The sequence below is a fragment of the Marinoscillum sp. 108 genome, from assembly GCF_902506655.1.
In the GTDB taxonomy this organism is placed as follows: domain Bacteria; phylum Bacteroidota; class Bacteroidia; order Cytophagales; family Cyclobacteriaceae; genus Marinoscillum; species Marinoscillum luteum.
The window spans coordinates 2760997-2774664 of record NZ_LR734808.1; the positions used below are offsets into that span (position 1 = coordinate 2760997).

The window sequence follows — 13668 nt, forward strand, 5'->3', positions numbered from 1 at the left end:
GCCATGATTCGCTCCTTCTTTTTACTGATATATCTGATGAGCACTGTGGTCTTTGCTCAAAGCGTGAACATTGATCAGGATTTGTGCAAACACTGCGGCATGTTGATCCGGGACCGAAGCTTTGTTGCACTCGCTGTGGATGCTGATCATCGAACACAAACCTTTGATGCGATCGAATGCCTGGTGAATTATTTGAAAGTGCATGATGAAGCGTCTTTCAGCCAGCTTTTGGTTACGGACTACTCCAGATCCAATGGGTGGATAGAGGCAAAGGATGCTTTTTATATAAAAAGTAGTGCCATACCAAGCCCAATGGGTGCTTACCTGTCTGCTTATTCGAATTTGCAGGAGGTCCAAAACATCCAGACACAGATGGGAGGGGATATTTTCACCTGGACCGAGCTCTTACGGCAGTTTGAAGGTTCGCGATTTGGAGTGATCAATCACCCAGACCACCATGATCGGGGAGATGCATACGGTCCCATCGGTGTTATGGGCGACCATGTGCATCATCAAGGTGGCTGGATGGTCAGTGTGCGCTCCATGTTTATGCAAATGAGTGGAAACCAGACAGGAACGAAATCAGTCAGCAATGAGGAGGTTTATACTCAGTACCACGCCGCCCCTCAGCAAATGAGGATGAGCATGTACATGCTAGGTGTGATGTATGCCCCCACCGATCGGCTGACCCTCGCCATGATGCAACCATTGATCTGGCGTGAGATGGACATGAATGCCATGAACCATCAGGCAATGCCTATGTCAGAAATGAGCTATCAAACCAGGAGTTTCGGGTTGGGCGACCTGAAACTGTCAGCCCTTTACAGCCTGATTGCCAAGACTGGTTCATCGTTTCACCTCAATATTGGGATAAGCTTACCAACAGGGTCTTATGATCAATCGGATAACACGCCAATGTCCGACAATATGAAGCTCCCCTATGCCATGCAAATTGGCTCAGGAACCACCGATTTGAATCTTGGTGCTACTTATAAAGTGGCGTTTGAAAAGGTAGGTTTGGGTGTTCAGCCTATGGCCTTGCTGAGAATCGGAGAAAACAGATCCTCCTACCGGCTGGGCAATCAGTATGGTCTGAACAGCTGGTTTGTTTATACTCCGGATAATTGGTTGGGTTTGGTGGGCCGGACGGAGCTTATTCTCCGGCACAAGATATCCGGGATAGATTCAGATCTAAATCCGATGATGGCTCCACCCTCCAATGTGGAGAATTCCGGCAGTGAACAGGTCAATGTTTTCGCAGGAGTTAACGTTGGTTTTCCAGCGTCGGTCACCTCTTTAAAAAACGTAAAATTGGGAATGGAACTGGGAACCCCGATTTATAGAAGTGTTCGGGGGATTCAAATGACCGAATCCTTCACCATCAATTCAGGAATCAGATACATGTTTTAATCACAGTAACATGAGACTAGAACGTTGTATCATGCTAATTATCCTATTCACTTCTCTGGTGAGCCGTGCGTCTGTTACGTCGGTTTGTGGTGATTGTGCCATTACCAGTGTAGCGGAGGCAGTAAGGCATGCCAGGGCAAAAGATACGGTGAGGGTTCAGCGCGGGACATACGTTTGCAAAAACCTGACCATCGATAAACCCATTACGTTGATTGGGGATTCGGGAGCCATCCTTGATGGAGCCAATGAAAGTTATGTACTCAGGTTATTGGCTGATAGCATTGTGGTGTATGGTTTTACCATCACCAATTCAGGAAGGAGTTACACCAAGGACTTTGCTGCGATTTATGCTTATAATACCTCGGGTATTTGGATCGAAAATAATCAGGTGAGCCAGTCATTTTTTGGGATACTGATAGAAAAATCAACTGGAGGAACCATACGAGGAAACAAAGTGACAGGAACGGCCACTCAGGAAGATCAGTCCGGCAATGGAATTCATCTTTGGAATTGTGATCACATGCAAATCGAGTCAAACGAAGTAAAAGGGATGCGGGATGGGATTTATCTGGAGTTTGTAGATGAGAGCTATGTGACTGATAACAAAACACACTTCAATGTTCGGTATGGTTTGCACTTTATGTTCTCAAATCATGATGAGTATAGGGGCAACACTTTTCAGCACAATGGGGCAGGTGTAGCGGTGATGTTTTCCAAATGGATCAGAATGGAGCAAAACAGGTTCATGGATAACTGGGGAACCGCCTCGTACGGACTGTTGCTCAAGGAGATTTATGATGGGGAAGTACGGAACAACACCTTTCAGGAAAATACCATTGGGGTATATGTGGATGGATCAGCTAGAGTAACGTACTCGGGCAATACCTTTAGGCAGAATGGTTGGGCAGTAAAAGTGTCCGGGGGCTGCTATGCCAATGCATTTACTGCCAACAACTTTATTGGCAACTCCTTTGATGTGTCGTACAACTCCAAAATGAATGACAATACCTTCAATGGTAACTTTTGGAGTGCCTACAGCGGCTATGATCTGGACAAAGACGGGAGTGGAGATGTGCCGTACCGTCCCGTGAAGCTATTCTCTTATGTGGTGAATAGAACTCCGGAGACCATAGTGCTGCTCAGAAGTCTTTTTGTGGACATCATCAATTTTTCGGAAAAAGTCTCTCCGGCTTTTACACCCGCCGACCTGGTAGATCAGACACCTTCAATGCGAATATTCAGATGATTACAGTGACCAATATTAGGAAGTCCTTCGGTAACCTTCAGGTACTGAAAAACCTCAACTTTGAGATCAGCAAAGGCGGGATAGTTGCAATCCTGGGTCCGAATGGCTCTGGAAAAACCACATTTTTAAAGATTTTGCTTGGCATGGTGATTCCTGACGGTGGCCATATCTTTTATCAGCAAAAAGATATAGCCGGGTCTCATGCATACAGAAAGCATATTGGTTATCTGCCGCAGATTGCTCGTTTCCCGGATAACCTGAAGGTAAGAGAGATACTGGAGATGATCGCTGACATTCGCAACGAACCCGCCAGCCCGGAGCCACTCATTGAACTCTTTGGGATGGAGAAATTTATGGAGAAGAAACTGGGAGATCTGTCCGGAGGTACCAGGCAGAAGGTCAATATCGTATTGACCTTTATGTTTGACAGCCCGGTGATCATACTGGATGAACCCACAGCAGGCCTTGATCCGGTCTCACTGATCCGGTTGAAGGAACTCATCAATAAGGAAAAGTCAAAGGGTAAGCTCATTTTGATCACTTCTCACATCATGAGCCTGGTAGAAGAACTTGCCGACGAAGTGGTGTTTTTACTAGAGGGCAATATCTACTTCAAAGGGACCGTCACAGACCTGAAGTCCAAAACTGACAGTGTAGATTTAGAACACGCGATAGCGAGAATTCTGGAACCATGATCAAGATTTTAAAATATAGTTTTTCTGATTTGACGCGGAGTAGGTGGAGTTTTATATACCTGGCTTTTTACCTGCTGCTGGGGTCTGTGCTTCTGTTTCTGAACAACGACCTGTCCAAAGGCATCATTACCTTGATGAATGTGATAGTGGTGCTCACACCCATGATTGGGACCATTTTTGGGGTGATGTATTTTTACAATTCCAGAGAGTTTACAGAGCTTTTACTTGCCCAACCTGTGAAGCGTTCGGTGATCTTTCTGGGGCAGTATTTGGGTATATCCATTTCATTGTCACTAAGCCTTGTCCTAGGGTTGGGTCTTCCTTTTCTGGCCTACGGTCTTTTTCGCTCTGGCGAAATAGCCAATTTTATCCTATTGATCACTTCTGGTACTTTGTTGACCTTCATCTTCGTGGCCCTTTCTATCTGTATTGCTTTGTTCAATTCTAACAAGATTAAGGGCTTTGGCTACGCCATACTGATGTGGTTGTTTTTTGCGGTGATTTATGATGGTCTGGTGCTCTTGTCCATGATGGTGTTTGCAGAGTATCCTCTAGATAATTTTGCTTTGATTGCGAGCTTTCTGAATCCAATTGATTTGTCCAGAATCATGATCTTGTTGAAGTTGGATATTTCAGCCTTGCTGGGTTATACGGGAGCTTTGTTTCAGCGATTTTTTGGCACCAGTTTGGGGTTGATTGCTTCCTGGTGTATGCTTTTGATTTGGACCATCGTTCCTACGGTTCTCCTGATCAGAAAAGCTCAGAGGAAGAATTTCTAAAAAGTGGTTTGGTGGTTTTCAGGTGGTCCTACAAAATCATCCGGTAGATTAGATGCTGTATGTCAGATTTTGAATTGTTTAGGATAATCCTGCTTCATTACTTTTCTGTATCTGATGAGGAATTCGTTATACTTGATTAAGGCCTCATCTCTTCTTTCCATGTTTTGTAGGGACTTTATTTGATACTCCAGGGCCACATCGCTTAGTGGGTCTATTTCAAACAAAGCCTTGGATAAGGCGATGCTCATCAGGAATAACCCGGAAGAATAGCTTTTTTCGATCTCCACAATCAGGATTGGTTCCAATTTTCTTTCGGTAGATGTCTTAAATGAATCAAATATTGGTTCATTAAGGTTGTTTAAGAACTTACCGCGAGAAACGATTTGGGCAAAAGACTCCTGATGTTCGGCTAACTTATTGGAGGAGAGGATTTCCACAAAATTGATATAGTCACAGTGTAGTTCTGGAGTATGTGTGAGTCGGTAGTATCCATTTTCATAGATCAATTCTATACCATCTAGTTCCGAGAGCACTTTTCTCAAATTGTTGATGGTCACACCTCGTGAATTCTTCAACTTCTCACCCTCCTTGTCTGGCCAGAGCATGTTGCTCAGGTTTTTTGAATTGATACCCTCTTTCACACTATGTTGGAGTATGAGGCAAAACATTTCTGTTAGTCGGGAGCTAAACATGTAGCTGATATCCTTACCACTTCTATCAAAAACCGTGAAATTACCAAACAGGAATATTGAATTGGGTTTATGCTCATCAGTGGGGGAGGTTCCTTTCTCCGACATCTCCCGAGACCCTCTCTGTTTTATGGACTTTGCTCTTTTCTTCAATAGAAGGTAGCCCAATACCACGATGAATAGCATACTGAGCAAAAGGGTGATCAGCTTCGTGGCCACGGAACTATCTGATTTCACCTGAGTCATCAGTTTGTCCACTGTCACGGCGGGAAACGCGATGGAGTAGATTTTCAGCTGTGAAGCAATATCATCATCTTCAAATTCCTGTACCAGTGCGTAAAGTGTTTGCTCACTGCTGCTATAATATATGTTGGCATTGGTATTCATTTTATCCGAGTGGATCGGGATAGAATCTCCCAGAATATTGAAGACCCCATCTTGTAATGAGTACTGATAAAGCTTGAGAAATGAATCTGTATAATGCTCCGGATAGCATAAGGTGTAGAAGCTGGAGTCCATAATCACCATACTTCGTACAGGCACCATTTCTATATTATCCCAGGGAATATCCCAGAGTTTCGATGTTTTCTTTGTTTCCAGGTTCACCTCATAGAGGTCATGCATGTATTTCCTACCCACAATCTGGTCCCCGGATTTATTGCCCATGCCTCCAAAGATGTATATGGACTGTTCCTGCTCCACATAGCTAATACTGGCAAAGTATCGTGGGGAAATAAAATCTCCTTCCAGATCAGTTAGAATTTCCTCCCAGTCATTGGTGGTCGTGCTGTAGCTATAAAAAGAGTTGCTATAACGTTTGTCCCCAAACCCTCCGAAAAGCACAAATCGATCACGCTTAGCGTCGAAGAAACGCCCATGATGAAATAACCTCTTTTGAAGTTTGTCATAGCTTTCTGTTTTCCATTCGAAGCTGGTTAGATCGAGACTTGCCACTGAGGGCTCGTTGGTGTTGGTATACACCTCATACACATATAATTTATTGTTTTCAGCATCAATGAAGCTGGTGCCAGTGGTAAAGTTGATTGGACATTCATTTTTGAGGACGATGACATTGGCCCTGTCCGTTTTGGTATTGTATTGGAATAAGGTGTCTTTATTGAAGTAATAAATTTCATTATTAGTAGGGTTATGACACGATCCGGCTACTGCCCTGGATTTGAATGAATGCTTTAGACGCCAGAAATAGGCATCGTTGATCAGCCAATCCGGATTTTCTACCCATCCGATGGCATTACCCTCCTCATCATGCACAGCTTTGCCACGACCTTCGCTTAACTGAAATGTGTATTTGTTGCCATCTCCTATGGAGAGGTCTCTGATGGCGAAAGAAGGCACTTCTATGATGTAGTCACTTTTACCAAAGATCACTGTAGGGTGGTAGGTATCCGGCAGATCTAATTTCTCGATGGTATGGATTTGATCCTGTATGGATAGCTTCAGCTGGTTTTGTTGAAGATTAAATGATATCCCTACATGAATCCATCTGGCCTTATTTAAAATGTCTTTGTCAAGTCTTGCAGTAACAAGACTGCTTACCCCTTCTTCATTAAACTTGAAAACAAGGTCATCATTCTGCTCTTCAAAGAAGAGGTTGTAAATCGTACTGTTTTTGGCGTCTTTGATGCGGAGGATATAGCCTATCTGATGAGTAGAGTAGAGTGATAGATCAAACTCTATGGAAAAATGACCTGAAAATTCTACGGATTGATCATTGAAGACATTATAGGAAGTCCGCTCATCGATCGGGTGGGTATTGTCCTTGAACCTCAATCCCTGTGTAGGATTGGTTTGGATAGAAATTACCGATAGAAGTAAAAGGACTAAATGATTCATTCAAGGAAAATTAAAATATAAGGCCCTAACCAGGGAAACCACTTCGGAAGATAATTTATTGAAGACTACTAAAGGCTCACCAAGGAGTCTTATCTGGCTGTAAAAGTAGCAATAGCTTCAAAAATGGGGCAGAAATATTGAGGTAATTGCGCTTGCACAGAATTCACTTCATTTTTCTCTTCTCTGCGCATTCCTAGGTAATTCTCTCATTCATGGTAATTGATCAGGTTATTTGAGGCACCGTGGCCCTTCAGATTGCAAAAATGTCAATAATAAGTGGAGTAGGTTAATAAGATATTTCATGTTTTAACCCCTAATTAATCGCCTGGTTAACCACCAGCATACATTTTTGACATGTTTGTTCGATGCGAATTCCTCAATAACAGTAGCTGAGAACACTATTAATTTTTCAAAAATGATAACCAAAACAACTTAAATTATGAGAAATGAAATTTTACGCTTTGCTACATGTATGCTGATCGGGCTGGTGTTTCTATCATTAAGCTCCTGCGATAAAGATGAAACTCCTCAAGCCGCAGAATTGGGGTCAATAACTGGCGTGGTTGTCGATGAGGGCGGGCAGGCCGTTGCAGATGTCAATGTGACGGTTGCGAGTCTGAATGAAGAGGATATTTCCTTAACCACCGGGGCTGACGGAGCATTTCTTGCTGAGAACCTTCCATTGAAAACGCACACGATAACTTTTTCCAAAACAGGATGGCTTACTGTAAGCATCACTGTGGGAGTAGATAAGTTTGACGACAGTAACGTGGCTACAGCAGATGTGACTATGGTAAATGCTTCTGCAAAGATTAGCGGTACAGTTACTGATTCTAAAAATAATGATGCCCCAATAGCAGGTGTAAGTGTAAGCACCGGATCGGAGACCGTCACTACAGGAGAGGATGGTACCTATGCCATCGAGAACCTGGTGGAAGATGACTATACCATTACCTTTTCGAAAGATACCTATGTGACAGTAGTGAAGGAAATAACTTCATCAGACTTTGTGGATGGTGTGGCTACTGTGGATGCCAAACTGGGAGCAGACGAACTCCTGAGGGGTTTTACGTCAGAGGATCTGCTAAATGCAGATAAGTGGTACTACAATGAATACCGCGGTGGTCGCAACGCAGATGCCTATCCACATTGGGACTGGGCATGTGATTACATGTCCACACTGGACTTTCAGGGAGCATGGCAGGAGCAAAACGAGGGTACTACCTTGCAGATCCGCAATGGCGAGGAGGATCAGGACAATCCAGCAGATCTTGATGTTTTCGATTCGTTTGTCTATGGTAGCAAGCTGATGACAGAGGATAACAAAATACTCTCCATCAGATTGCGCACCCACGATGCGGATGAAACAGCTCCGGCTCACTATGGTGTGCAGGTAGTTGATCTTTCCGCGGCTCAGCCGGCTGCAGTAAAAGTGGGCGGCAATAAGACTTATGGTTCTGGAGATTATGCAGATATTGATTTCGATTTGAGTGATTATGTGGGCAAAGAGGTAATTATAGCTATTGGTATCTATCGTGAAGCTACCGGTGACTACTGGAAACAACTCGTACTTCGAGCCATCAGGTTCTCTAATCAAAAAGTAGAAGGAACAAACTGGCTACCGGGTACAGAGGTAATCGAAGGATGGAAGCTCACTCAGGAAACAGTACGTTCAACCATGCCTCACACCAAGTCATCATTTACAGGTATTAGCCCTGTGAGCGGAAACAGAGATAACTATGTAGACGCATACCGCGCATGGAGAGATGTTGACCATATAGGTGCCGAATGGTCTTTTGTACCACTCAAGAAAGATCCTGAAGTATTTGCTTCTGAAGGGTACATCATCAAAACCCGAAATACAGCTGAGGTGAGTACTACAGTACCCGAGGCCTATATGTATGCCAAATTTTCTATTGCTTCCGGCAGCAATCAAATGACGCTGAATACGCGTAATTTTGGTGATAACCCCACGTATTTCAAGCTTACCGCCATTCAGGACAATGGTACCGTCACTCACATAGCGCCCACGTCTAATACAGCCCAGGAAGCCAGTGCAGCCGCAGACGGTTGTTGGACTTTCAAACATGGAGATGGAGGTGCTGATAATCCTGAAGGCTACGCTTCGTTCGTTTACGATTTGTCGCAGTTCGATGGTGAGGATGTTACACTTGCGTTTGGGGTCTATAATGGAGTTGCAGACTCAGGTGAGAACAAGCTTGTTTTCTACAGCATTGAATTGAACTAAAATTGAATAAGAGCACGATGCTAACATTTAATAAGATAATATCTATCTGTTGTTTTGTTTTACTCATCACCATGGTCGCATGTGGTGATTCGGGATCTAATCCAGGTCCTGATTCAAAGGAGGAGTTGAGCTTATCTGAGCGAAACCTCCTACGCGCCATGGAGCTCACTGACAGTGCCATCTCTGCCCACTTTTCGGGGGCAGGGATGGCAATGGCCAGGTATTATAATCCTTATACCGACCTGCGTTCAGATGAAATCGGAAGTATATGGATGTATACCAGCGCCATTGAAGCAGTGAACGCAATTCTGCACAGCCTTGAGCGCCAAAAGGGAGGGGGTAATTCGAAACTGTATGACGAACACTTCAACAGGTATACCGAGGTGTTATCCAGCCTGTATGAAAATGCGAAATTTTATCAGGGCACTTTCGAGCTTGTCTCTTATACTCAGACCAAAGAGTGGACCATATATGGGGTGAACCGTGGGGCAGGTAAAGGAGCTGCGAGTGTGGCTGGTATCATGAATGTGTATGATGATCAGATGTGGTTTATTCGGGAGTTGGTGGAAAGTTATAAACTGACCGGCAACGATGCGTACCTCCAGGAGGCTGAGTATTTGACAGAATATGTATTGGATGGATGGGATTGCACCATAGATGACAATGGGGAAGAACTGGGCGGCATTACCTGGGGCCCCGGGTATGTGACCAAGCATTCTTGCAGTAACGGCCCCATGATTAGTCCATTGGTGTGGCTGCATGAGATATACCAAGGCAAATCGGATCAGATTACGCATCGCTACATTGATGCGCAGGATAAAGAGACCAGAAGAACGGTACAGGTGACTAAGAGTGATTACTACCTGGACTTTGCAAAAAAAATCTATGCATGGCAGGAAGAGCGCTTGTTGCGATCTGATGGGGTATATGATGACCTGATGGGCGGTTGCTCCCCTGGAGGACCGGAAACAGAAACCGTCAATGGAAAGACTTACCGCAAGGGTATCAGGTGTAGAGATATGGCCGGTCCTGCCATTACTTATAACAGTGGTAGCATGCTCTCAGGAGCAGCTGATCTGTTCAGAGTCACAGGGGATGACCAGTACCGCAAGGATGCGAGTAATTTGTCTGACGCCAGCTTTGAATATTTTGCCAATCCGGAGCAAACCAAAGAGGGGTATTATACCTGGGATATCAGTGGATTCAACAACTGGTTCAATGGTGTACTCATGAGGGCATATGTAGATGCTTACCCGGAACACAAGCCCGTAGCTGACTACATTGATTCCTTTCAGAAGAACCTTGATTACGGTTATGAAAACTTCTTGTACGAGGGGTTTTTACCTACCAATTTGCTGGTAGGCTGGAGCCAGACCAATAACAACAACAGGACAGAAGGCATGTTCAATTTCGCGTTTGCAGCAGAGTATGCCGTATTGGCGAGATACGAACTTGAAAAATGATAAACTGACTTAACCTATGCCAAATAAATACAAGCAATTGTCTGTAAGACTGTTAAAGTATTCCGTACGTGGGATGCTTGTTCAGTGCCTGTTTTTAGCTTCCGCTCTCGTGGCGGAGGCAAGCACTGAGGAGAATGTGAATTATACTGTTGCGGCTGATTTGCAACAGGAGTTGACAGTCACCGGAAAAGTGACTTCAGAGGATGGAGAAGGCTTGCCGGGTGTGACCATCAAAATTAAGAGTACCGGTCAGGGAACTACCACCAATATCGATGGGACGTACAGGGTCAAGGTGCCGGATGAAGGTGCTGTTTTGGTCTTCTCATTTATCGGTTATAAGCAGCAGGAAATTACCGTAGGAGCCAGCTCGGTCATTGACGTGGCTTTGGAGCCGGACATTCAGCAGCTGAATGAAGTGATAGTGGTTGGGTATGGTACCCAGGAGAAAGTTACAATCACAGGATCTGTGGCCAGTATCAAAGGTGAAGAAATGCTTCAAACCAGAAACGAAAATCCACAAAATATGCTAACCGGCCGGGTGGCGGGTGTTCGGGTATGGCAAAGAAGCGCAGAGCCGGGAACGTTCAATAACAATTTTGATATACGTGGTTTTGAGGGAAGTCCCTTGGTGGTGATAGATGGAGTGCCTCGTACCATGGCAGATTTTCAGCGGTTGAATCCCAATGACATAGAGGATATTTCTGTACTCAAAGATGCTTCAGCAGCCATTTATGGTGTTCGTGCTGCTAGTGGAGTAGTGTTGGTCTCCACTAAAAAAGGATCCGCAGGTAAAACCAAAATTTCCTATAATGGATCATATACCCTACAGAAGCCATCGCGTATGCCGATGCTCGCAGATCCATACGAAACCATGACCCTCTACAACGAGAAATCGATGAATAATATCAGTGGGGGCACGATCATCTATGATGAAGATGATTTCGAAGCATTTCGTACGGGCAGGCGCAGAGCCGCAGATTGGAACTCATTGTTGCTATCGGACTACTCTCCTCAGACGCAGCACAACATCAGCATTACCGGAGGATCCGACCAAACCCAATACTTCATTGGTGGTGGATACTTGTTTCAGGAGGGATTCTTCAAATCCGGGGATTTGAACTATGAGAAATTCAACCTTAGATCCAATATTACCACAGAGCTCACGGAAGGGTTGAAGTTTAATATCAACCTGGCAGGGGTGCTGGATCAGCGCAATTCTCCTTATTCCAGTTCGGTAGATATCATCAGAAATTATTGGAGACAAGGGGTTTTGTTTCCTGCTTATGCAGATCCGGAAAACACATTGCTGAATTATCAGGGGCTGGATCTGGAGCAAAACACCGTGGCCATGATGACTTCCGATATTTCCGGATACCGTCAATACAATCAGAGAAACTTTCAATCCTCGGCATCTCTGGAATACGATATGGAAACACTCGCCAGCGCATTGAAGGGGCTATCTGCCAAGGCGATGATTAGTTATGACTATCGGTTTGATGATAACAATTCCTATCGCAGAGAATACTATCAGTTCATGTATGATGAAGCGACCGACTCGTACGCTTCTAAGCTTTATAACCTGAGCTCTCCAAATCAGATCAGGCGCGAAATGTTTAACAGGCAGCAGGTTTTGGGGCAGTTTTTACTGAACTATAACCGAACATTTGATTCCAAACATGATGTGAAAGCCCTACTCGGCTGGGAGAGTCAAAGAAAAAAGGGGGATAACTTCTTCGCCCGAAATGATCTTGCTTTTGCCATGGATCACCTGGTGGGAGGCACCACCGATAACATGGTGAGCGGCATGCTCGGAGACCCGGATAATTTATATGTCATTGCCAACGCAGCTGCTTTAGGAAGGCTGAACTACTCGTTTGCAGATCGATACATCGCTGAGTTTCAGTTTCGCTATGATGGTTCCTCCAAGTTTGTGGAGGATAACCAATGGGGTTTCTTCCCTTCGGGATCAATCGGCTGGCGTATTTCTGAAGAGCCGTTTTTTAATTCCGTTTCAGCTTTGTCCTTTATTGACCAGCTCAAATTCAGGGCCAGTTATGGTATGACAGCCAATGATGGTTCGCTGAACTATGAGTGGTACCCGGGATATATTTATCCATCTACCAGTGGCAATGCAGAGAATGGATATTACAATCAGTATGCGCCCGGCTATGTGTTTGGTGGCGAATTTGTCAATGGAGTAGACCTGATTGTCGCCAATAGTCACATCTCCTGGTGGAAAGCCAAAACATTTAATGTTGGGGTGGATTTTGAGGGTTGGAATGGTTTGTTTGGCTTCTCAGCCGACTACTTCGACCGCCGCAGAGAGGGGCTTTTTGAGCGTCGTTCAGGGGATGTACCCACCGCAGTAGGTACCGGAGCTCCCCTGGAAAATGTGAACAGCGATCGTCAGTTTGGTATCGACCTTCAGCTCTCACATTTCAATAGAATCGGTCAGTTTTCATATAAAGTGAAAGCGATTAGTACCATTACCCGAAGGAAATGGCTTACGGCTGTTCAAAATGGACCTTATGCTAACTCCTATGATCAATGGCGGAATGACAACCTAACCGACAGGTACCAGGGGGTACAATTTGGCTACGAAGAGGCAGGGCGTTATGAAGATTGGGAGGATATTTGGTCATACCCCATCTATAAGGATCGAGACATATTGCCGGGAGATTATAAGTATGAAGACTGGAATGGCGATGGCGAAATCAACAGTTTGGACGAACATCCTTTTGCTTTTGACCAAACTCCGTGGATGAACTTCAGCTTATCCTTTGATGGCTCCTACAAAAATTTTGACCTGAGCTTCCTCTTTCAGGGTACTGCTATGGGGTCTATGCAATATCAGGAACCACTGTACGGTATCTGGGGAACAAATGGAGGTGGTACTTTGACCCAATACCTGGACCGCTGGCATCCGGTAGATCCGTCAGCAGATCCCTACGATCCTGAGACCGATTGGGTAAGCGGATACTATGGGTATACCGGCAACTATCCCTTTGGAAATTCCGATTTCAACCGTGTCAGTACGGCTTACCTGAGGCTCAAAAGTATAGAGGCGGGCTACACGCTCAAGCCGAAGCAGTCATCTTCTATGAATGTGCGTGTATTTGCCAACACCTATAATCTATTCACGATCACAGGGGTCAGATTTGTTGATCCGGAACATCCTGATAGCGACCTGGGCCGATTGTATCCGCTCAGTAAAACATACACGTTGGGAATTTCAGCCTCATTTTAAGAAATGGTTACTGTGAAACAACGAACTGAAAATTTGA

At 44.7% G+C, this 13668-nt stretch carries 8 protein-coding genes; 7 read left to right on the forward strand and 1 reads right to left on the reverse strand.

Annotation, left to right across the window (positions count from 1 at the left end):
• The first annotated feature begins 3 nt into the window (after nt 1-3).
• The 4 genes from GV030_RS11100 to GV030_RS11115 are packed head-to-tail and all read left to right on the forward strand — an operon-like array spanning nt 4 to nt 4130.
• Entirely contained in the window at nt 4-1410 is a 1407-nt protein-coding gene (locus GV030_RS11100; RefSeq protein ID WP_159582377.1) for a nitrous oxide reductase accessory protein NosL, read from the forward strand.
• A gap of 10 nt (nt 1411-1420) precedes the next feature.
• Nucleotides 1421-2656 (forward strand): nitrous oxide reductase family maturation protein NosD, encoded by a 1236-nt coding sequence (locus GV030_RS11105; RefSeq protein WP_159582378.1) that lies wholly within the window; start codon nt 1421-1423, stop codon nt 2654-2656.
• Nucleotides 2653-3351 carry an ABC transporter ATP-binding protein gene (locus GV030_RS11110; protein WP_159582379.1) on the forward strand — a complete coding sequence of 233 codons (699 nt, stop codon included), beginning with the start codon at nt 2653-2655 and terminating at the stop codon, nt 3349-3351. The genes GV030_RS11105 and GV030_RS11110 overlap by 4 nt, the downstream gene beginning before the upstream one ends.
• Entirely contained in the window at nt 3348-4130 is a 783-nt protein-coding gene (locus GV030_RS11115; protein WP_159582380.1) for an ABC transporter permease subunit, read from the forward strand. The genes GV030_RS11110 and GV030_RS11115 overlap by 4 nt, the downstream gene beginning before the upstream one ends.
• A gap of 62 nt (nt 4131-4192) precedes the next feature.
• Here GV030_RS11115 and GV030_RS11120 read toward each other — a convergent pair whose 3' ends face one another.
• Nucleotides 4193-6673, reverse strand: coding sequence for a kelch repeat-containing protein (locus GV030_RS11120; RefSeq protein WP_159582381.1), 2481 nt, complete (start codon nt 6671-6673; stop codon nt 4193-4195).
• Between the two features lie 439 nt (nt 6674-7112).
• Between GV030_RS11120 and GV030_RS11125 the strand changes: the two genes are divergently transcribed.
• From GV030_RS11125 to GV030_RS11135, 3 genes are read left to right on the forward strand one after another with little or no spacing between them, the layout of a single operon-like run.
• Entirely contained in the window at nt 7113-8921 is a 1809-nt protein-coding gene (locus GV030_RS11125; RefSeq protein ID WP_159582382.1) for a carboxypeptidase-like regulatory domain-containing protein, read from the forward strand.
• A gap of 17 nt (nt 8922-8938) precedes the next feature.
• Nucleotides 8939-10384: a glycoside hydrolase family 76 protein gene (locus GV030_RS11130; RefSeq protein ID WP_159582383.1), complete on the forward strand. Its 1446-nt coding sequence runs from the start codon at nt 8939-8941 to the stop codon at nt 10382-10384.
• 16 nt (nt 10385-10400) lie between these two features.
• Nucleotides 10401-13631: a TonB-dependent receptor gene (locus GV030_RS11135; RefSeq protein ID WP_159582384.1), complete on the forward strand. Its 3231-nt coding sequence runs from the start codon at nt 10401-10403 to the stop codon at nt 13629-13631.
• The last annotated feature ends 37 nt before the right edge of the window (nt 13632-13668 follow it).

Excerpts from the sequence above, each read along its gene's own strand:
- GV030_RS11100 (WP_159582377.1), top strand. The coding sequence starts at position 4 with ATGATTCGCTCCTTCTTTTTACTGATATATCTGATGAGCACTGTGGTC.
- GV030_RS11105 (WP_159582378.1), top strand. The coding sequence starts at position 1,421 with ATGAGACTAGAACGTTGTATCATGCTAATTATCCTATTCACTTCTCTG.
- GV030_RS11110 (WP_159582379.1), top strand. The coding sequence starts at position 2,653 with ATGATTACAGTGACCAATATTAGGAAGTCCTTCGGTAACCTTCAGGTA.
- GV030_RS11115 (WP_159582380.1), top strand. The coding sequence starts at position 3,348 with ATGATCAAGATTTTAAAATATAGTTTTTCTGATTTGACGCGGAGTAGG.
- GV030_RS11120 (WP_159582381.1), bottom strand. The coding sequence starts at position 6,673 with ATGAATCATTTAGTCCTTTTACTTCTATCGGTAATTTCTATCCAAACC.
- GV030_RS11125 (WP_159582382.1), top strand. The coding sequence starts at position 7,113 with ATGAGAAATGAAATTTTACGCTTTGCTACATGTATGCTGATCGGGCTG.
- GV030_RS11130 (WP_159582383.1), top strand. The coding sequence starts at position 8,939 with ATGCTAACATTTAATAAGATAATATCTATCTGTTGTTTTGTTTTACTC.
- GV030_RS11135 (WP_159582384.1), top strand. The coding sequence starts at position 10,401 with ATGCCAAATAAATACAAGCAATTGTCTGTAAGACTGTTAAAGTATTCC.